The organism is Geodermatophilus sp. URMC 62 (assembly GCF_052931475.1).
This window is the reverse complement of the sequence record NZ_JBRFHY010000001.1, coordinates 4,045,656-4,065,161: the sequence shown is the minus strand read 5'-3', so window position 1 is coordinate 4,065,161 and position 19,506 is coordinate 4,045,656. Positions and strand designations below refer to the sequence as shown.

The window sequence follows — 19,506 nt, the reverse complement described above, 5'->3', positions numbered from 1 at the left end:
GGCCCTCAGGTCGCCGCGACCACCATCTTGACCTGCCCGGGCGCGGGACGGACCGCGTGCTCGAAGGCCGCCTGGGCGTCGTCCACGCCGAACACGTGGCTGACGTAGCGCTCCGCCAGCTCCGGGTGCTCGCGCAGGTACCGCTCGGCCAGGGCCAGCACCCGCCGCCGCTCGAGCGTGACCCCGGCCCGCAGCGTGAGGTTCTTGCGCAGCATCAGCCACATCGGCAGCGGGTACACCAGCTCGTCGGGGACGCCGAAGTAGAAGACCTCGCCGCCGAACGCGGCGGCCTCCACCGCGTGGGTCAGCGTCGCCGTCTGGTGCCCGACCGCCTCCACGACCAGGTCCGGCCGGTCCCCGGCGGGCAGCGACGCCGCCCACAGGTCGCTCGCGGCCCACACCGGTTCGTCGACGCCGAAGGTGGCGGCGAGGTCGGACCGGTCGACCGCGTCGACGCCGACGACGCGCGCGGCACCGGCCGCCTTCGCGACGTGCCCGAAGAGCAGCCCGATGGGCCCCTGCCCGATGACGGCCACCGTGCGGCCGGCGACCGGGCGCACCTGCTCCATGGCGTACAGGACGCACGCCAGCGGCTGGATCATCACCGCGGTGCGCGCCGGGAACCGGCGGTCGTGGGCGTGCAGCCCGTCCCCGTCGCAGACGACGAGCTCGGCCAGGCCGTCGAAGCGCGGGGCCCAGCCGACGACGTCGTCGCCCACCTGGAGGTCGGGGTGCCGGGAGGCGACCACCGAGCCGGCGACCTCGTGCATCGGGAACCCCGGGGTGCCGAACTCACCGGCGTCCAGGCCCACGTCCGGGGAGATCCCGCCGCGGAAGAACGGCAGGTCGCTGCCGCAGATGCCGCCGGCGGCGACCGCGACCAGGACCTCACCCGGCCCCAGTGCGGCCTCCCGCGGCGCCGGGACCTCCACCGGCTCCAGCCGCCGGGGAGCCACCAGCCGTTGTGCCCACATGCCCGCCTCCGCTTCCCGGTGCCCTCGCCGACGGCGGACGCGCCGCCGGCCGTCGCGTCATCCTCCTGCGGCCGCGCGGGAGCCGCCGCGCCGTGCCCGGACGGCCTCGGCGAGCTCGGCCAGCACCACCTCGGTCGTCGCGGGGTCGACGCACGCGTCGGTGACGCTCACCCCGTACGCCAGCCGCTCGGGGTGCCGCTGGTCGAGGTCCTGCCGGCCGGCGACGAGGTTGCTCTCCACCATGACGCCGCGGATCGCCTGCTCGCCTCCGGCGACCTGCCCGGCCAGGTCGCGCACGACCTCGACCTGGCGCCGGTGGTCCTTGCGGCTGTTGCCGTGCGAGGCGTCGACGACGAGCACCTCGGGCAGGCCGCGCGCGGCCAGCCGCCGCCGGGTGTCGGCGACGTGGGCCGCGGAGTAGTTGGGGCCGTCGGCGGCGCCGCGCAGGATGACGTGCGCGGTGTCGTTGCCGGTCGTCGACAGCTGCGCGGACACCCCGTGGGCGTCGACGCCGAGGAACTCGTGCGGGGCGCGCGCGGTCAGCACGGCGGAGACCGCGGCGTCGACGCTGCCCTCCGGCGAGTTCTTGAACCCGACGACCGAGGAGAAGCCCGACACCCGCTCGCGGGCGGTCTGGTCGGTGACGTTGCGCGCGCCGACCCCGTTGTAGGTGACCAGCCCGTTGACGTACTGCGGCGTCAGCGCGTTCAGGGGCTCGGCCGCGACCGGGACGCCCATGGCCGTGATGCGGCACATCAGCACGCGGGTGGCGACCAGCCCGACGCTGATGCGGCTCGACCCGTCGAGGAACGGGTCGTAGGCGAAGCCCTTCCAGTCGACCTCGGTCCGCGGCTTCTCGGTGTAGGTCCGCATGAGGACCTCGAGGTCGTCGCCGTGCCGCTCCCGCATCCGGGCGAGGAAGCCCGCGTACTCCACCGCGGCCTCGGGGTCGTGGATCGAGCAGGGGCCGGCGATGACGGCCAGCCGGTCGTCCCGCCGGCCCACGATGTCGGCCACGGCCCGGCGGGCGGCGGCCGTGGTGGCGACGGAGGCGGCCGGCAGCGGGACGACGGTCGCCACCGCCGCCGGGGTGACGACGACGCTCAGGCCGGTGATCCGGGTGTTCACCAGGCCGGACACGTCCACGTCGTCGGCGGGGACGCCCAGCTGCTCGCGGACGCCGGGCAGCAGGTCGGCCAGCGTGTCGTCGATCTGCCGGTTGACCCGGGTCTGCACGTCCACGAGCAGGTCGGCGACCCGTGTCGCCGCGTCCAGGATCCGCTCCGCGGGGATGGGTGCCTCCTCGGTCGTCGCCGCGTGCCGCGGCCGGGCCCCCAGTGTGCCGCCCGGGCGGCGACCGCCCGCCCGGGCCTCCCCCTCCGGTGTCGGGGCGAGGTCGAGGTCCCAGTCGGTGTCGGTGGTCCCGGTGATCCAGTGGCTGCCCCCCACGGGATGACGAACAGCAGGCTCTTCTCGGTGCGCGTGATGATCCCGGTGGCGCTGTTGATCCGGTTCCGGGGGACGACGAGGTGCACCCCCTTGGAGGCGCGGACCTGGAACTGGCCGCGGCCGCCGACCATCTCCTGGATCTCGTCGGTCCGGATCCCGGCGGCGTTGACCACCTGCTGCGCCCGGACGGTGTACTCCCCGCCGCCCTCCAGGTCGCGGACCCGGACCCAGGCGATCCGGTCGGACTCCCGGAGGAACCCCGTGACCCGGGTGCTGGTCACGCACAGCGCCCCGTGGGTCGCCGCCGTGCGGACCCCCTGCCCAACCAGGTCGGAGCTCCGACGACCGTAACCCGACCGTGAGCTGGGTCACGACCGGGGTGCAGGGTCAGGGGCTCCCGCCCATCCGGTCGACGAGGGTGTCCAGGTCGACGCCGACGGACTCGAAGGCGGCGGCGACCGTGGCGTAGCCGACCGGGTAGTGGAGGGCCAGCAGCCGGCGCTCCTGCGCTGGGCTGAGTCGCATGAGGGGCAGCAGCCGGACCACGTGCTCGCGGCTGATCTGCTGATCTCGGAGGTGGAACACCGTGGGCTCCTGGGGCGTCGGCGCGCCGGGGCTCCCTCTGCTCGGGTGGGGCGGGCGTCGGCCGCCCCGTGGCGACCGCCCCATCCTCCGCCCGGCGGGGCGGGAAGGACAGGGACCGAGCACCCCGCGGGCACCCACCGGCTGTAGTAGGCCTCACCCTCGTCCCCGACTGCTCGATCGCCACTGTCCGGGGCGACCACGACGCACAGGGAGATCCGGCATGCACGCGCCCCCCGTCGACCACCTCCGCAGCGCCGCCGACCCGGGAACCTGGACGCTCGTCGTCGCCGACCGGGTCCACACGCTCGCCGGTCCGCCGGTGGAGGCGCTGGTGCTGCTCGACGACCGGGTGGCGGCCGTGGGCGACGCCCGTGAGCTGGGCGAGAGGTTCCGCCCCGGCCGCACGGTCGAGGTCGACGGCGTCCTCGTCCCCGGCTTCAACGACGCGCACGCCCACCCGAGCATGACCGCCGAGAACCTGCTGCACGTCAACTGCTCCCCCGAGGTCGCCACCGACGAGGACGTGCTCGTCCGGCTGCTGCGCGAGGAGGCCGCCGCCGTCGGCGAGGGGCAGTGGGTCGTCGGCTCGCGCTACGACCACACCAAGACCACCGGCGGCCGGGTCGTGGACCGCGCGTTCCTCGACCGCGCCGTCCCCGGCTCCCCGGTGCTGCTGACCCACGTGGCCGCGCACTGGGGGGTGCTCAACTCCGCGGGGCTCGCGGCCGCGGGGCTCAGCGACACCAGCGCCGACCCGCCGGGCGGCGCGCTGGGCCGCAGCGGCTCCGGGGAGCTCACCGGCGTCGTGTACGAGCAGGCCCTGTTCGACGTCTCCTACCCGTCGCTGGCGCGGGGCGGGACGGTCGTCCCTCCCTCGACGCCCGCCGCCCGGCTGCGCGGGCTCGCCCGTGCCCAGCAGCTGTTCCACGCCGCCGGGATCACCTCGATGGTCGACGCGCTGTGCGGCCCCGACGACGTCGCCCTGCTGGCCGAGGCCGCCCGCAGCGGGCAGCTGACGCTGCGCGTGGCGGTGCTGGTGGCCTTCCCGCACTACGACCGCATCGCCGCGCTGGGCCTGCACAGCGGCTTCGGGGACGAGCGGCTGCGGCTGCTCGGGGTCAAGGCGTTCGTCGACGGCGCCTGCGCCGGCGGGAACTGCCTGGTCGACGAGCCGTTCGAGGGCACCGACGACCACGGCATGCAGACCATGGACGACGCCGACCTCCGCGACCTGGTCGAGCGGGTGACCGGCGACGGCGTCGTCCTGGCCGTGCACGCCAACGGCGACCGCGCCATCCGCAAGCTGCTCGACGCCCACGAGCGGGCCCGGGCGCTCGGGGCGCCGCCCCGGCGGCACCGCATCGAGCACTGCTCGCTGGTCGACGCCGACATCGTCGGCCGGATCCGCGCGCTCGGGCTCGTCGTCGTCCCGTTCGGTTCCTACGCCCGGTTCCACGGCGACAAGCTGGTCGGCTACTACGGGCGGGAGAGGCTCGAGCGCATGTTCGCCCACCGGACGCTGCTCGACGCCGGCATCCCCGTCGCCGGGTCCAGCGACTACCCGTGCGGGCCGTACGAGCCGCTGGCCGCGATCACCAGCTGCGCCGAGCGGCGCGCGCTGGACGGGACCCCCATCGGGCCGAGCCAGCGGATCTCCGTGCGGGAGGCGTTCGACCTGTACACGACCGGGGCCGCCTACGCCGCGGGCGAGGAGCGCGCAAAGGGCACCCTGGCCCCGGGCATGCTCGCGGACTTCGTCGAGCTCGGCCGCGACCCGTTCCAGGCGCCGGCCGGCGAGATCGTCGACATCCCCGTCCGGTCGACGTGGGTCGGTGGCCGCCTCGTCCACTCGGCCCGTTGAGGTCGACGCCCGTCAGGGTCGCCTCCGCGACGGGGCCGGCCGCTCCAGGGCTCCTCCGCCTGGACGGTGCGGATCACCGGCGTGGCTCCCCGTCCGCCACACCTCTGATCTTGACCAGGTCCAGGGAGACCGTGACGATGGCGCCGTGCCGGGCACCGCAGACCTCGAGCGCGCCCTGCGCAGGGCGGGCCTGCGGGTCACCGGCCCGCGGATGGCGGTGCTCGACGCCGTCCACGCACACCCGCACGTGGACACCGAGGTGCTGATCGCTGCCGCCCGAGCGCGTCTGAGCACGGTCTCGCACCAGGCGGTGTACGACGTCCTGCGCGTCCTCACCGACCGGGGCCTGGTGCGGCGGATCCAGCCGCAGGGCTCCCTCGCGCGCTACGAGGCGCGGGTCGGCGACAACCACCACCACCTGGTCTGTCGGTCCTGCGGCGTGATCGCCGACGTCGACTGCGCCACGGCACGGGCACCGTGCCTCACTCCCCCCGACGACGGGGACTTCCACGTCGACGAGGCCGAGGTCATCTACTGGGGCCGGTGCCGCGCGTGCGCGGCGGCCACCGACTCCTCCCCCGACCCCCACGGTTCCCCAGCAGAGAGAGGCACGCCGTGAGCGAGAACGACAAGACCGAGGCCGGCAAGGCCGCGACCGCGAGCACCAGCGAGAGCGAGAACCCGGCGATCCCCTCGCCGACCGCGCACACCGACCAGCGGCCCCACAGCAACCGTGACTGGTGGCCCAACCAGGTCGACCTGGCGGTGCTGACCAAGCCCTCGCGGGACTCCGACCCGCTCGGCGAGGACTTCGACTACAGGAAGGCGTTCGCCTCGCTCGACGTCGAGCAGGTCAAGCGCGACCTCGTCGAGGTCATGCGCACCTCGCAGGACTGGTGGCCGGCCGACTGGGGCCACTACGGCCCGCTGTTCATCCGCATGTCGTGGCATGCAGCCGGCACCTACCGCATCGCTGACGGCCGCGGCAGCGGCCACACCGGCGCCCAGCGCTTCGCTCCCCTCAACAGCTGGCCGGACAACGCCAACCTCGACAAGGCCCGACGCCTGCTGCTGCCGATCAAGCAGAAGTACGGCCGCAAGCTCTCCTGGGCCGACCTGCTGCTGCTCGCCGGCAACGTGGCGCACGACGACATGGGCCTGAAGACCTTCGGGTTCGCCTTCGGCCGCGAGGACACGTGGCAGCCCCCGGAGATCTTCTGGGGCCCCGAGGACACCTGGCTCGGCGACGAGCGCTACGCCGGCGACACCCCGCTCGACCTCGACGAGGGCCACCTCGCCGCGGTCACCATGGGCCTGATCTACGTCAACCCGGAAGGCCCGCAGGGCCGGCCCGACCCGGTCGCCTCCGCCCACGACATCCGCGTGACCTTCGGCCGGATGGGGATGACCGACGAGGAGACCGTCGCGCTCATCGCCGGCGGCCACACGTTCGGCAAGACCCACGGCGCCGGCAACCCCGAGCTCGTCGGCCCGGAGCCCGAGGGCTGCCCGGTGCACGGCAACGGCCTGGGCTGGATCAGCCAGCACGGCACCGGCAAGGGCCCTGACACGATCACCAGCGGCCTCGAGGGCGCCTGGACCCCGACGCCGACCACGTGGGACAACACCTACTTCGAGATGCTCTTCCGCTACGAGTGGGAGCTGGGCGAGAGCCCCGCCGGCGCCAAGCAGTGGCACCCGACGGACCCCGAGGCGCAGGAGCTGGTGCCCGACGCGCACGTCGAGGGCAAGAAGAACCCGCCGATGATGGCGACGACCGACCTCGCGCTGATCCAGGACCCCGAGTTCCGGGCGATCTCGGAGCGGTTCTACAACGACCCGGAGTACTTCGCCGACCAGTACGCCCGCGCCTGGTTCAAGCTCCTGCACCGCGACATGGGGCCGAGGAGCCGCTACCTCGGCCCCGACGTCCCTGCCGAGGAGCTCGTCTGGCAGGACCCGGTCCCGGCCGTCGACCACGAGCTGGTCGGCGACGCCGAGGTCGCCGACCTCAAGGGCCGCCTGCTCGCCTCCGGGCTGAGCGTCTCCCAGCTGGTGCACACCGCGTGGTCGTCGGCCGCGTCCTACCGCGGCACGGACAAGCGCGGCGGCGCCAACGGCGCGCGGCTGCGCCTGGAGCCGCAGATCGGCTGGGCGGCCAACGCCGGCGTCGCGGACGTGCTGCCGGTCCTCGAGCGGGTCAGGGACGAGTTCCAGTCGCAGACCGGCCGGAGGATCAGCCTCGCCGACCTGATCGTCCTCGGCGGCTCCGCCGCGGTGGAGAAGGCGGCGGCCGACGCCGGCGTGCCGGTGACCGTGCCGTTCTCCCCCGGGCGCACCGACGCCACGCAGGAGCAGACCGACGTCGACAACTTCCGCTGGCTCGAGCCGCGCGCCGACGGCTTCCGCAACTGGATCGCGCCGGGCAGCAAGCTGGAGCCCGAGACGCTGCTGGTCGACCGCGCCTACGTGCTCGAGCTGACCGCCCGGGAGATGACGGTCCTGGTCGGCGGCTTGCGGGTCCTCGGCGCCAACACCGGCGGCGTGCAGCACGGGGTCTTCACCGACCGGCCCGGCGTGCTGTCGCAGGACTTCTTCCGCAACCTGCTGGACCTGAGCACCTCCTGGCGCAGCTCGGTCGAGACCGAGGGTGTCTACGAAGGCGTCGACGCCGGTGGAACGGTCGTGCGCACGGCGACCGCGGTCGACCTGGTGTTCAACTCGAACTCCATCCTGCGCGGCATCGTCGAGGTGTACTCCTCCGACGACGCCGGGGAGAAGTTCGTGCGTGACTTCGTCGCCGCCTGGGTGAAGGTGATGGAGCTCGACCGCTTCGACCTGCGGTAGGCGCCGCCCGTCCGGAGGCCCCGGCCCGCACCACGCGGACCGGGGCCTCCGCGCGTCCGGGCACGTCCTCAGGAGCGCAGCGTCGTGCGCACGACCGGGACGGCGACGACGTCGTCGTGCAGCTGCGCGCGGCCCGGGTCGGGCAGCACGACGGAGGTGCCGGCGTGGCCCCCGGTGACCCCTGACGGGGCGCGTGTGACGCCCGGGGCGGGTGGGGCGTGGCGCCGCCACGCGGGGCAGGCGCGTGCGCACCATGGGCGCGTGCCGGCACGACCGGACGCCGTCGCCGCGCTGCCGGCCGCCCCGGGCGTCTACCGCTTCCGGGACGGCGGCGGGCGCGTGCTCTACGTCGGCCGGGCGACGGACCTGCGCTCGCGCGTCGGCTCCTACTGGGGCGACCTGCGCGACCGCCGCCACCTGCGGCGGATGGTGGGCCGGGTGGCCCGGATCGAGGCGCTCGAGTGCGACTCCGTGCACGAGGCCGCATGGGCCGAGCGGAACCTGCTGGAGCGGTCCCTGCCGCCGTGGAACCGGATCGCCGGCGGCCTGGAGGTCCCCGTCCGGATCCGGCTGGACAGCTCGCCGGACGCGCCGCGCCTCGACGTCGTCTCCGACGCCCGGCCGACACCGGACGTGCGCCTGTTCGGCCCCTACCTCGGCAGCCGCAGGGTGCGCGCGGCCGTCTCCGGGCTGGGTCGCGTGTACCCGCTCACCCACGCCGGCGTGCAGCGGAGTGCGGCCGAGCGCGAGCTGGCGCGGGCGCGGGGCGGCCGGGACACCCCGGTCCCGCAGCTCGCCGCCGCACTGACCGCGGTGCTCGACCGCGAGCCGGGCGCGGTCGCCGCCGCGCTGACGGCGCTGGCCGCCCGGCGCGACGCCGCGGCCGAGTCGCAGGCCTACGAGGCGGCCGCCCGCCTGCAGGAGGAGATCGAGGCGCTCGAGTGGGTGGTCGCGCCGCAGCGGGTCACCACGACCGGGAGCCAGGCCGACGGTGACGTCACCGGCTGGACGGGCGAGGTGCTCGTGCGGCTGCGCATCCGGGGCGGCCGGGTGCGCGGCTGGGACCAGGAGGCCTGCAGCCGCGCCTCGTCGGGGACGCGGGCGCCCGCCGGGTGGGGGGCGTTCCTCCGGCGCAACGCCGAGCTGGCCGCCCGGCTCGTCGCGCTGCCGGTCTCCTGAGCGCGGCCGGCGCCGTGCCCACCCGGTGCCGCGGGCGGGACTGCGGCAGGCTGGCCGGGTGAGCGAGGCGGAGCTGCGCGGGCTGGTCGGGTGGCGCGTGCAGGACACCGCGCCTGAGGCCCGCGCAGGCCGGGTGCTGGGCGCCGTGCTGCACGCCGTCTCCGCCGTGGTCACCCTCGGTGCGGACGCTGCCGGTGGTGCCCGACGCCCCACCTGGACGGTGCCCGCGGACCCGGCGGCCTACCTCGACCTCGGCGTCGTCCGGCTGCGCTGGCCGCCCTCCGCCCCGGGAGAGCCGGTGGCGGCCTCACGGGAGGGCGTCTGGGCGGTCCCGCCGGGACGCCCGCCCCGGGCGCTGCCGGTCGGGTCGTGGCAGGTGGTCCGGGCCGTACCGGGCACCGGCTCCCGGCGGCCGCGGCAGGCCGGTGCGCCGTGGCGGCTCGAGGTCAGCGACGGCACCGGCACCGGCACGCTCACCGGCGCCTGGCTCGCACTCGCCTGGATCGGCTCCGTGGCCGGCTGGCCCGAGCCGGCCGCTCCCGAGGGCGGCACCTGAACGGCCGCGCGGGCACCGGCGTGGGCCACGAGGACCTCCGACGCCGGGGGCGTGGCGGACAGCGCCGGTGACAGTCAGCCCGTGCTCCGCAGGGGCCGCGGTCCACCCCGTCCCAGGAGGTGCATCAGCGCGGCGGCCTCGTCCGTGATGATCGCGTCGACCCCCAGGGACACCGCGACGTGCATGTCGCGCGGGTGGTTGACGACCCAGACGTGGACCTGCAGCCCGGCTCGGTGCAATCGTCGGACGAGGCCCGGGTCGTGGCGCAGCATCGCCAGGGACGGACCGATGGCGGTGCCGGCCGGGAGAGCGGGTCGCGACCGCGACCGTGACCGCGGCACCATCTGGCGGACCAGGTGCACGGTGGGGAGGTCCGGCGCCAGGGTCCGCACCCGCCGCAGCGCCGTGGGCGAGAAGCTCATGACGCGGACCGCCGGACCCCCCGACCACTCCAGCGGACGTCCGCCGGACAGCAGCCCGAACCTCCGCAGACTCGTCAGCAGGGCCGCCTCGACCTGCCCGGCGTGGCGGGTCGGGTGCTTGGTCTCGATCGCCAACCGGACGCGCCCGGGCGAGGCCGTCACGTAGTCCAGCAACCGGTCGAGGGTGAGCACCCGTCCGGCGTCCTCGTCGGCCTCCACGTCGTCCTCCGTCACCGCGGGACGTGACGGGCGGCCCCGCACCCCGGCACCCCGGGGTCGCCGGTGGACGACGCGGTGCCGCTCCAGCTCGGCGAGGTCCAGCGCCGACACCACACCGCGGCCCGTGGACGTCCGGTTGATGCGGCGGTCGTGCACGCACACCAGCACGCCGTCGCGGGTCATCCGGACGTCGCACTCCACGGCGTCCGCCCCGAGGGCCAGCGCCTGCTGGTAGGCGGCGAGGGTGTGCTCGGGGGCCTCCGCCGAGACCCCGCGGTGCGCCACGACCTCGATCTCGGACGGTGCGCGCGGCGGCAGGTTCACGACGTCCTCGCCGCGGCCGTACCGGTCCCGGTACGGGACACGCGATCTCCTCGAACGGTCCGAGGACCGGGTCGCTGTCGTCCGGCCGCAGGATCCGTCCCGCCGCCGCTGGCCTCGCCTCCTACCCGCCTCCGCCGGGCGACACGCGCAGCGGTCGTGCGGCACGGACCCGGGAGCCCGAACGCCGCGGAGCCGACCGGGACGGCGAGGACCACTGCCGGCTGTCGACCGACCGACCTGCCAGCCGCGCCCCTCCGCAGTCCCGTGTCTCGCCGACCCGCGACGGCACGCGTCGGAGACGCAGCGCGGCCCGGCGTGCTCAGAGGGACGGGTCGCCCTCCGGGACCTCGGTCGCGACCACCTCGGCCACCTCCGCGTCCCCACCGGAGAGCCCGTCGGCCCGCTCGTGCTCGTCGTGGAAGGCCAGCCAGCGCATCCCGAGGGCCTCGCGCTGCTCGTCGTCGACGGCCTCCGTGAACGGAGGGAAGAAGTCCGTCTCCTCCTCGCTCATGTGGTCGGCGTTGACCTGCCGCACGGTGTGCACCGCCTCCCACCAGTCCTCGCTGCCGACCTCGTGCTCCTCGACGGCGGCCGCGGCGTGCCGGATCTCGTTGTGGTCGTGCACGCCCTCCGCCGTCTCCTGCTCGCCGTCGGCCTCCTGGGCGAGCAGCGGGTAGAACAGCTGCTCCTCGGCGACGGCGTGCACCTCCAGCTTGGCGTGCAGGGCCTCCCACGCGGCGGCGAGCTCTCGACCGGACAGGTCCTCGAGCGCTGAGAACTCCCGCCGGAAGACCTCGTGCTCGGCCAGGACCAGGGCGGTGATCTCGAAGTCGGACACGCAGACCGCCTACCCGTACCGAGGGGGAGGTAGGCGGAGGGAGCAGGCGGCCCGGCGCTCGACCACTCGACGGCGACGGCGCGCGGCAGGTGGACGGTGACCGGTACGGCGCGGCTCCTGCTCGACGACGGAGCGGAGCTGGTGCGGCCCACTGCCACGAGGCCCGCCCGCGGCCCTCGGTAGCCGGACCGCCGGTGCGACCGGCCGACCTGCAGGGCCGCCGACCGACGGTCACCCGCCTCGCGCTGGGGATCACTCCTGGAAGTCGGTGCTGACGCTCAGCTCCTCCCACTCGTCGGCCTCGGCGAGGGCCGTGCGGAGCACCCGCCGGTAGCTGGTCAGGGCGTCGCTGCCCAGCAGCAGCATCGCGGGTGGCGCGGCGGACTCCACGGCGGTGAGGATGGCCCGGCCGGCGCGCGCCGGGTCGCCCGGCTGGGTTCCGTGCGCCGTGTCGTGCTCCTTGCGTCGCTTGCCCGCCGTCTCGGCATAGTCGTCGATCACGGTCCTGGACTGGGTCAGCGAGCGACCCGAGAAGTCCGTGCGGAACCCGCCGGGCGCCACGACCGTCACCGAGATGCCCAGCGGCCGCAGCTCGTCGCGCAGGGACCCGGACATCCCCTCGAGCGCCGCCTTCACCGCCGCGTAGTAGCCCGATCCCGGCGGCGTGATGTGGGCCCCGATCGAGGAGACGTTGACGATCGCGCCCGCGCGACGCGTGCGCATCCCGGGCAGCACCGCCTTGATCATGGTCACCGACCCGAAGAAGTGGGTCTCGAACAACGTACGGACGTCGGCGTCCTCACCCTCTTCGACCGCGGCGCGGTACCCGTACCCGGCGTTGTTGACCAGGACGTCGACGGCGCCGAAGCGGTCCTCGGCCTGGTGAGAGACAGCGGCCGCTCGCGCCGGGTCGGTGACGTCCAACGCCGCGCCCAGCACGCGATCCGGAGCCAGCTCCACGAGGTCGGCGACCGTGCCCTCGTCGCGCGCGGTGACCACGGCGTGGTGGCCGGCCCCGATGACTGCCTCGGCCAGGGCTCGACCGAGCCCGCTCGAGCAGCCGGTGATGAGCCAGGTGGACATGCTGTTCCTCTCCGAGGGTGGTCCTGTCCGGGCTGCCGGGGCCTGGACGTCGACCGCGACCGCTCCCGGGTCCGCAGGCAGGTTCCCCAGCCGAGGACGGTCCCAACCACACGGGGCAGCCGCTGACGGGCGGTCCACGACGCGCCGGTCGCGGGGTTCGGGGAGGATGGTCCTGCCATGATCACAGCCCCGCCCCCGCGACCGGACCCGTGGCCCGGAGGCAGCCGACCCCCGGGCGTCATCCTCCTCCGGGAGGACCGGTGATCGACCGGCTGCTCCTGCTCGGCGCCACGGGCGACCTCGCCGGGCGGTTCCTGCTGCCCGCGCTCGCCCGGCTCTCGGCCGACGGCCGGATGCCCGACGGCCTGCAGGTCGTGGGGGGCGCCCTGCAGGACTGGGACGACCGGACCTTCCGGTCGCACGTGGCCACCCGGTTGCGCGAGCACGCCGGGGACGTCCCGACCGCGGTACGGGACGCGCTGGTCGGTCGCTTGCGGTACCGGGCGGTCGACCCCGGAGCGGCCGGTACCGTCGCCGCCGCGGCGCGGGCCTTCGACGACGGCGACGGCGGCGATGCCGCTGACCGCGCGGCGGTGGCCGTCTACCTGGCCCTGCCCCCGGCGCTGTTCCCCGCGATGCTGGGGGCGCTCGGCGACGCGGACCTGCCGGCCCGCAGCCGCATCGCGGTGGAGAAGCCGTTCGGTACCGATCTGGCGAGCGCAGTGGCACTGAACGACCTGCTCACCCGCGTGACCGGCGGCATCGAGGAGGCTGCGTTCCGCGTCGACCACTTCCTCGGGATGCCCAGGGTGCAGGCGCTGCTGGACCTGCGCGCGCCCGGCCGCGAGCTGGCACCCGTCTGGGACGGTGACTCCATCGCGGAGGTCGACGTGCTGTGGGAGGAGACGCTGGGGCTCGAGGGCCGAGCGGACTTCTACGACCGCACCGGTGCCGTCAGGGACGTGATGCAGAACCACGTGCTCCAGGTCCTGACCCTCGTCGCGATGGAGCTGCCGGCTCGGCAGACCGAGGGCGACCTGCACGCGGCCAAGCTGGAGCTGCTGAGGTCGGTCCGCGTGCCCTCCGCCGCGGAGGTCCCCGTCCGGACCCGACGGGCGCGCTACACCGCCGGGACGCTGAGCGCGACGGGCGCCACCGCCGGCCGGACCGTGCCCGGGTACACCGACGAGGACGGCGTCGACCCTGCTCGCGGCACCGAGACCTACGCCGAGGTGCTCCTGGAGCTGGACACCCCTCGGTGGACCGGCACCCGGTTCGTGCTGCGCACCGGGAAGGCGCTCGGAACGCCGCGCAAGGGAGTCGCCCTCCACTTCCGGACCGCCGCGCCGGCGTGCAACCCGCGCGACGCCGAACGGGTGGCGGCCGACCGGTTGTGGATCGAGCTGGACGCGCCGGAGGAGGGCCGGCAGCCCGGGGCGCAGGTGGCGGCCCCGGGCGAGCGGACCGCGTACGGCGAGGTCCTGACCGACCTCCTGTCCGGCGGTGGCCGACTCTCGGTGAGCGGCGAGGAGGCCGAGCAGGCCTGGCGGATCGTCGATCCCGTGTTGCAGGCGTGGGCGCAGGACGCCGTGCCGATGCTGGAGTACCCCGCCGGCGCGGCCGGTCCTCCCCTGTTCGAGGGAACCGCCGGCTCGAGGCGGTGACGAGGATTCCGAGGCGAGCGGCACCCTCGGGTCCCGGGGGGCCTGCCCGCACGGAACTGCCCCGTGCGCCGTCCGCCGTCGGCCCCTGGAGCCGTCGTGTGCCGGTGGAGCCCCAGCCTCGGGCGCAGGCGAGCCGTGCAGATCACCCGCTCCGGCGGCCCCGAGGTCCTGAACGTCGTCGACCTGCCCGACCCCGTCCCCGCCGACGGCCAGCAGCTCCACGAGGTCTCCGCGGCCGGGGTCGACGTCGCCGACACCCACCACCTCCTGTCCTGAGGCGAGCGACGGCTCCCGAGCCGCCCCTCGCGGACGGTCACTGCCGAACGGCGAACCGCTCCTCGAGAAGGCGGTTCACGCAGCCCTCCGCCTCGTCGACGGCGGAGGCGTTCTGCGCGCTCGGGCACCGGTTCCACGAGCTGCGGGCGACGCCGAGCGCGATGTAGGCGACCGAGATGTCGAGGTCGAGCTGGTCGGTGCTGGTGACGGTCGGGCTCATGACGACCTCCGGGTGATCGGTGCCTGTGAGCTGCACGCTAGGACGCAGGTGTGACGGTCCTGCTGCGCCGAGGTCATCGGCGGACGTCGATCCGTTCCGTCTGCCACTTCCTCCCCCCAGCGTCGGCACCGACCCACCGGAGGACGACGGAAGGGGATCCCGTGACCGGCTCGACCACCCTCACCCGAGAGCGGGCCGACCTGCTCGAGTCGCTGCGGCGACACCGGTCCCTCCTGCGGTTCACCGCCCGCGACCTCACCGACGAGCAGGCGGTGCGGCGGCCGACCACCGGCGCGCTCGATCTGGCCGGGCTGATCGAGCACGTGGCGGCCACGGAGGCCGGATGGGTGCGGTTCGCCGGAGGCGGGGCGGAGGCGCTGCGCCGGGGCCGCCGGCCGAGCCGACGCCAGCTGGACCAGCCCCGGTCCCCGGCTGTGAGGCGGACCCTCAGTGACCGACGGTGAACCGCTGCCGGGGGTGCTTCGACTGCTCGATCTCGTCGACGTAGGCCATGGCGAAGTCGGTGCCGGAGATCTGCGAGGTGCCGTCGCCCTGCACGACGAGGTGGTCCCCACCAGTGCGGTAGGCCCCGGTCGTCGGGAAGTCCGTCCACGAGCCGAACAGAGCGGCGGGGCTGACGTAGAACCACGTCAGCGCCTCGGGTGCGGTGCGCATCGCCTCGAGCACCTCGGCGTGGGCCAACGCCTCGCCCTTCCACTCGTCGTGGAAGTCGGGGGTGTCGACGAGGCGGGTGCCGTCGGGCAGCAGCGAGGAGCCCACCCCGCCCACGAACGACAGGCGAGCGCCGCTGTCGAGAGCGGCATCGATGAGGCTGGGCACCAGCTCGACCAACGTCCTGCCATCGACGTCGGCGCCGCGCGTGGCGACCACGATCTCGTCGACGCCGCGGCTCGCCTCGGCGACGAGGGAGGGATCCGCCAGCGAGCCCGTCCGGTAGGTGACACCGTCGACGGGCGCCGAGGGCAGGTGCCGGGAGTAGGACGTCACCTGGTGGCCACGCGTCACGGCCTCGCGTGCGATGGAACCACCGGCGTAGCCGGTGCCCCCGAAGATCACGATCTTGGCCATGTGTGTACGAACCGATCCCTGGAGACCGCTGTTCCGGTCTCGACGTCGTCGACCTGTGCGAGCGGGGAGTCCTCGACCCCTCGGGTGGCCACAGGACCAGTCGATGACCATGGGTTGGAGAGACGACACCGACTCGCCACCCACGGCAGCCTCGCGCCCGGCCATCACGATCACCACTGGTCCTGCCCGCGCACTGGTCGCGCCTCGACGAGTCGGAGCGGACCGGCCACGAGCGGGTTCTCACGGGTGCCCGACGCCCAGCGGCGACCTCGACGGGTACGTGTGCGCGTACGTCGACGCGACGCCCTCCTGACGGCGACTCCCGCGCTCCCCCTGGCCGATGGACCACGCGTCGGGGCCGGCAACCGCCCGCCGTCCACGCCGCCACGATGACCTTCGCCGACTCCCCGATGCCCGGGTCAGGTGATGTGCTCGATCCCCGACCGTGGGGTCCAGGCACGTCAGCCGCTCGGACGTCAGCGAACGGGCCTCCGACCATGCGCGCTGCGCAGGCCGGGGGAACGCCCGTCAGCCGACCGGTGCGGACGTGCCCCGGCGGACGGCGGGGATGACCTCGTCCCGGAACAGCTGCAGGGACCGCAAGGAGGCGTCGTTCGACAGCGAGCCCCACGCGAACGAGCCGGCCAGGTAGTTCACCTCGCCTGCCGTGACGGCCTCCGTGACCAGGTCGGCGACCGTTCGCGGGGACCCGACGTAGACCTTGCCCTCCGCGAGCAGCTCGTCGAAGTCCAGCGAACCGGAGAACCGCTCGGCGCCGGCCTTGCGCCAGAGGTGGGCGAAGCTGTCGTAGTGGTCGGCGAACGCCGGCCAGGCCAGCGCCTGCGCTTCCTCGTCGGTGGCTGCGACGAGGACGTGCCGCATCAACCCGAACCGCGGGGTGACGCCGGGGAGGGCGAAGCGCGCCGTGCCCTGCTCGGTGGACGCCCGGAACCGCTCGAAGAAGATCTTGCTCTGCTCGCGCACCACGTCCAACGGCGGCGAGACGAAGCCGAACCCGAACAGCACGTTGTACCCCTGCTCCCCCAGCCGGGGGATCGAGGCCGGGTTGGATGACGGGTACCACAGCGGGGGGTGCGGCCGCTGGTACGCCGGCACGTGCAACGGCACGGGCTCCGCGGCGATCCCGTCGGCGCCGGGCCGGCGGAAGACGCCTGTCTCCAGGGCCTCCAGGATCGCCGGCATCAGTTGCTCGAACCGCTCGGCGGTCTCCGGCGGCGTCAGCCCGTACATCGCCGCCTCCTGGGGCGAGGAGCCCTTGCCCACCCCGATCTCCAGCCGGCCGTGGCTGAGCTGGTCGAGCATGGCGATCTCCTGCGTCAGGCGCAGCGGGTCGTACAGCGGGAGGATGAAGGTCGTGGGGGCCAGCCGGATGCGTGTCGTCTCCCGGGCCGCGGCAGCCACGAAGACCCCCGGGGAGGGTGCCAGGCCCAGTGGCGTGCCGTGGTGCTCGGCCAGGTGGTAGACGGCGAACTCGCCCTCGTCGGCCTCGCCGAGCAAGCGCAACCGCCCGTCGTAGACCTCGGCTGCCGGCACTCCCGGAGCGACGTCGATCCAGTCGAAGAGACCGAACTCCAGGTCGCCGGTGGCAGGGGCGCCGCCCTGTGCTGCGGACATGCGTCGAACCCTTCTGTCAGGTGGCCAGGTCGGCCCGGGAGGAGTCAGGCGTGGGCGCCGGGGCGCCGGTCCGGCCGGAGCGACCGCGGCCAGATGCCCGACTTGCCCGGCGAGAGGACGCCGTTGGGGTCCACCCCGTCCTTGATCGTCTCCAGGAAGCGCCGGAGCACGTGGTCGTTGAACGAGTAGGTGTCCATGACCTCGTCCATGAAGTGGACGTGCGTGCGGTACAGCCCGTAGCCGGCCTCGGCGCAGGCGGCGATCGCCTGCGGGTACATCTGCTCGAACGCGGCCCGGGTCTGGGCCTCGTTCGAGGTGTCGAAGAACGTCGGGACGACGTGGAACATCGTGCGGCCGATGATGCTGAAGGTCGGGCTGTAGACCAGCCCGGCGTCCTCGATGACGGGCCGCAGGATCGACATCACCCGCGCCGCGTCCGCGCCCTTCAGGGGCAGGACCGGGGAGAAGTCGATGTGGCCCCCCACGCCCTCCCAGAGCTCCACGAGCGCCCAGAGGTGGTTGTTGGGCACGCCGGCCGCGCACATCTCGGCGTGGTTGCGGGTCTCCTCGTGCACCCGGTCACCGGCGAAGGTCCGGGCGGTGCAGACGGCCGCCTCCACCCCGGCGAACGCCTGCTGGATCTGTGCCCACTGGGCCGCGACCACGTCGGCCGAACCGTAGAGGGGGAAGCGCAGCATCCACGGGGCACTCCGGCTACGGGTCTTCAGGCTCTCCGCGACCTGCTCCCGGGAGGGCCCCTGGCCGCTGAACACCGCATCGCGGAGCTCGACCAGCTTGCTCGAGTCGGTGGCCCGGGTGATGGCCAGCCCGGAGGGGATGGTGCCGTCGAGGACGAACGGCCGGATCGTGTCGACGAGCTCGGGAACGGCGTCCTGGCGCTCCGTGGTGACCAGGCAGAGCTGGTAGACCTCGGGCTCGGGCATGCACCAGACACCCATCTTGGTGACGATGCCGAAGTTCGACTGCATGAAGAGCGGGTCGAGAGCCGGACCGAATCCCCGCTGGTAAGTGTGCCAGGTCTCCGCGCCCGGGAGCGCACCCATGCCGGTGCGCAGCACCTCCCCGTTGCCCAGGACCACCTCCATGCCACACGCCCGATCGGGGTGCTGACCCGGCCGCCCGGTGCCCACACCGTGGTCCAGCGTGTTGCCGACCACGCTCCCCCAGCTCAGGTCGGGCAGCTGCGGCCAGAGCCGGTGGCCGTTCGCCCGGAAGTGCTCGTACAGCTCGAAGAAGCTGACGCCCGGCTCGACGACCGCGTAGCCGAGCTCCTCGTCCACCTCCAGGATCCTGTTCATCCGCCGCAGGCTCACCTGGATCGATCCGCTCAACCGGGGGGCCGCCCCGCCGTAGGCGTTGTTGCGGCCCTGCGAGGACGTCCAGAGCGGCACCCCGAACTCGTTGGCGATCCGCACCACCTCCTGCACCTGCTCCACCGTCTCCGGCATCACCACCGCCGCTCCGCGGTGGTCCGCCCACTCGGCGAAGGTGAACGGATCGCGGAACTCCTTCAGCTGCTCCTCGTCGGTGAGGACGGCGTCCGTCCCGAGGGCCGCGACGAGCCGGTCCAGTGCTGGCGCGAGCACCGCTTCCGGTACGGCAGGTGGCGTGCTGGTGGTCACGTGGGGTCGCTCCTGGTCTGGGCGGGACGGACGGCGGTGGCGGGACGGAGGTCGGCCGGCGGTACCGGGCCGGTCAGCGGGCGAGCGCCGCGCGCTCCTCGTCCGAGAGCTGGTGCGGACCGGTCATCGGCGCCGTGCGGGCGGCCTCGATCCGGGCGACCTTCCCGTTCCGCAGCCGGTAGTGGATGAAGTAGCGGGCCTCGTAGTACTCCCCCTCGGCGAGCGGCCCGACCACCAGGTCCGGCGCGTCCCGCAGGGCGGCGAACCGGCTCGTCGCGTCGATGGCGAGCCCGCCCTCGTCGACGATGACGTCGTGCACCGTGAGGATCTCCCGGGCTGAACTCCACAGAGTGGTGTAGAAGGCGCGGATCTCCCCCTGCCGTGCAAGGTCGCGGACGGCAGGACCATCTCGACGTCATCGGCGTAGAACTCGGTGAAGCGGTCCAGCTCGCCGGCGTTGAAGGCGTCGATGTACTCGGCGTAGGCACGCCGTCCCTCGGCGTCCGGGGTGAGGACCGACCCGCCGACCGGCCGCGGGTCGGCCGGCTCGCCTGGGGTGGTGCCCGGACCTCGGTCGTCGCTCATCGGAACTCCTCTCGGGACCGCTCGCAGCGGCCGTGGTCGTACTCGCCGGCGACACCC

General features: G+C 74.3%; 20 protein-coding genes. 8 read left to right on the top strand and 12 right to left on the bottom strand.

Going from position 1 to position 19,506, the window contains the following annotated elements; translation table 11 throughout:
• Window positions 1–5: 5 nt before the first annotated feature.
• The 4 genes from ACU616_RS19675 to ACU616_RS19660 all read right to left on the bottom strand — a co-directional run bounded on the left by ACU616_RS19675 (window position 6) and on the right by ACU616_RS19660 (window position 3,008).
• On the bottom strand, window positions 6–974 hold the full coding sequence (locus tag ACU616_RS19675; RefSeq protein ID WP_446760102.1) for a zinc-binding dehydrogenase: 969 nt from the start codon (window positions 972–974) through the stop codon (window positions 6–8).
• Between the two features lie 57 nt (window positions 975–1,031).
• Window positions 1,032–2,210 (bottom strand): 3-deoxy-7-phosphoheptulonate synthase, encoded by a 1,179-nt coding sequence (locus tag ACU616_RS19670; protein WP_446761503.1) that lies wholly within the window; start codon window positions 2,208–2,210, stop codon window positions 1,032–1,034.
• The gene (locus tag ACU616_RS19665; protein ID WP_446760101.1) at window positions 2,099–2,704 is read right to left on the bottom strand and encodes an FAD-dependent oxidoreductase; all 606 of its coding nucleotides are present in this window, start codon (window positions 2,702–2,704) and stop codon (window positions 2,099–2,101) included. Before ACU616_RS19665 ends, ACU616_RS19670 begins: the two co-directional genes overlap by 112 nt.
• 106 nt (window positions 2,705–2,810) lie before the next feature.
• Window positions 2,811–3,008: a hypothetical protein gene (locus tag ACU616_RS19660; RefSeq protein ID WP_446760100.1), complete on the bottom strand. Its 198-nt coding sequence runs from the start codon at window positions 3,006–3,008 to the stop codon at window positions 2,811–2,813.
• Window positions 3,009–3,228: 220 nt separating this feature from the next.
• Between ACU616_RS19660 and ACU616_RS19655 the strand changes: the two genes are divergently transcribed.
• The 5 genes from ACU616_RS19655 (at window position 3,229) to ACU616_RS19635 (ending at window position 9,451) form a co-directional block, all read left to right on the top strand.
• Window positions 3,229–4,869 (top strand): amidohydrolase, encoded by a 1,641-nt coding sequence (locus ACU616_RS19655; protein ID WP_446760099.1) that lies wholly within the window; start codon window positions 3,229–3,231, stop codon window positions 4,867–4,869.
• Between the two features lie 145 nt (window positions 4,870–5,014).
• Window positions 5,015–5,488, top strand: coding sequence for a Fur family transcriptional regulator (locus tag ACU616_RS19650; RefSeq protein ID WP_446760098.1), 474 nt, complete (start codon window positions 5,015–5,017; stop codon window positions 5,486–5,488).
• On the top strand, window positions 5,485–7,716 hold the full coding sequence (katG, locus tag ACU616_RS19645) for a catalase/peroxidase HPI (RefSeq protein WP_446760097.1): 2,232 nt from the start codon (window positions 5,485–5,487) through the stop codon (window positions 7,714–7,716). The genes ACU616_RS19650 and katG overlap by 4 nt, the downstream gene beginning before the upstream one ends.
• A 261-nt stretch (window positions 7,717–7,977) precedes the next feature.
• The gene (locus ACU616_RS19640) at window positions 7,978–8,895 is read left to right on the top strand and encodes a hypothetical protein (protein ID WP_446760096.1); all 918 of its coding nucleotides are present in this window, start codon (window positions 7,978–7,980) and stop codon (window positions 8,893–8,895) included.
• Between the two features lie 58 nt (window positions 8,896–8,953).
• Complete coding sequence (locus tag ACU616_RS19635; RefSeq protein ID WP_446760095.1) at window positions 8,954–9,451, top strand: hypothetical protein; 498 nt, start codon at window positions 8,954–8,956, stop codon at window positions 9,449–9,451.
• A gap of 74 nt (window positions 9,452–9,525) precedes the next feature.
• On the opposite strand, the gene ACU616_RS19630 is transcribed toward ACU616_RS19635, so the two are convergent.
• From ACU616_RS19630 to ACU616_RS19620, 3 genes are all read right to left on the bottom strand, one after another.
• Window positions 9,526–10,416 carry a glycerophosphodiester phosphodiesterase gene (locus ACU616_RS19630; protein ID WP_446760094.1) on the bottom strand — a complete coding sequence of 297 codons (891 nt, stop codon included), beginning with the start codon at window positions 10,414–10,416 and terminating at the stop codon, window positions 9,526–9,528.
• A 319-nt stretch (window positions 10,417–10,735) separates the two neighbouring features.
• Complete coding sequence (locus tag ACU616_RS19625) at window positions 10,736–11,254, bottom strand: hemerythrin domain-containing protein (protein ID WP_446760093.1); 519 nt, start codon at window positions 11,252–11,254, stop codon at window positions 10,736–10,738.
• 252 nt (window positions 11,255–11,506) lie between these two features.
• Window positions 11,507–12,337: an oxidoreductase gene (locus ACU616_RS19620; protein ID WP_446760092.1), complete on the bottom strand. Its 831-nt coding sequence runs from the start codon at window positions 12,335–12,337 to the stop codon at window positions 11,507–11,509.
• Window positions 12,338–12,597: 260 nt separating this feature from the next.
• On the opposite strand from ACU616_RS19620, the gene ACU616_RS19615 reads away from it, so the two are divergent.
• A complete protein-coding gene (locus ACU616_RS19615; RefSeq protein WP_446760091.1) occupies window positions 12,598–14,001 on the top strand; it encodes a glucose-6-phosphate dehydrogenase in 1,404 nt (467 codons plus the stop codon).
• Window positions 14,002–14,136: 135 nt separating this feature from the next.
• Window positions 14,137–14,277 carry a Zn-dependent oxidoreductase gene (locus ACU616_RS19610; RefSeq protein WP_446760090.1) on the top strand — a complete coding sequence of 47 codons (141 nt, stop codon included), beginning with the start codon at window positions 14,137–14,139 and terminating at the stop codon, window positions 14,275–14,277.
• 37 nt (window positions 14,278–14,314) lie between these two features.
• Here the strand turns inward: ACU616_RS19610 and ACU616_RS19605 are convergent, their stop codons facing one another.
• Window positions 14,315–14,497 (bottom strand): hypothetical protein, encoded by a 183-nt coding sequence (locus ACU616_RS19605; RefSeq protein ID WP_446760089.1) that lies wholly within the window; start codon window positions 14,495–14,497, stop codon window positions 14,315–14,317.
• A gap of 161 nt (window positions 14,498–14,658) precedes the next feature.
• Between ACU616_RS19605 and ACU616_RS19600 the strand changes: the two genes are divergently transcribed.
• The gene (locus ACU616_RS19600; protein ID WP_446760088.1) at window positions 14,659–14,961 is read left to right on the top strand and encodes a mycothiol transferase; all 303 of its coding nucleotides are present in this window, start codon (window positions 14,659–14,661) and stop codon (window positions 14,959–14,961) included.
• On the opposite strand, the gene ACU616_RS19595 is transcribed toward ACU616_RS19600, so the two are convergent.
• The 4 genes from ACU616_RS19595 to ACU616_RS19580 form a co-directional block, all read right to left on the bottom strand.
• Entirely contained in the window at window positions 14,945–15,586 is a 642-nt protein-coding gene (locus ACU616_RS19595; protein WP_446760087.1) for an NAD(P)-dependent oxidoreductase, read from the bottom strand. The genes ACU616_RS19600 and ACU616_RS19595 overlap by 17 nt on opposite strands.
• Before the next feature lie 528 nt (window positions 15,587–16,114).
• A complete protein-coding gene (locus tag ACU616_RS19590) occupies window positions 16,115–17,221 on the bottom strand; it encodes an LLM class flavin-dependent oxidoreductase (protein WP_446760086.1) in 1,107 nt (368 codons plus the stop codon).
• Between the two features lie 44 nt (window positions 17,222–17,265).
• Entirely contained in the window at window positions 17,266–18,864 is a 1,599-nt protein-coding gene (locus ACU616_RS19585) for an FAD-binding oxidoreductase (RefSeq protein ID WP_446760085.1), read from the bottom strand.
• A gap of 73 nt (window positions 18,865–18,937) precedes the next feature.
• A complete protein-coding gene (locus tag ACU616_RS19580; RefSeq protein WP_446760084.1) occupies window positions 18,938–19,183 on the bottom strand; it encodes a hypothetical protein in 246 nt (81 codons plus the stop codon).
• Window positions 19,184–19,506: the final 323 nt, after the last annotated feature.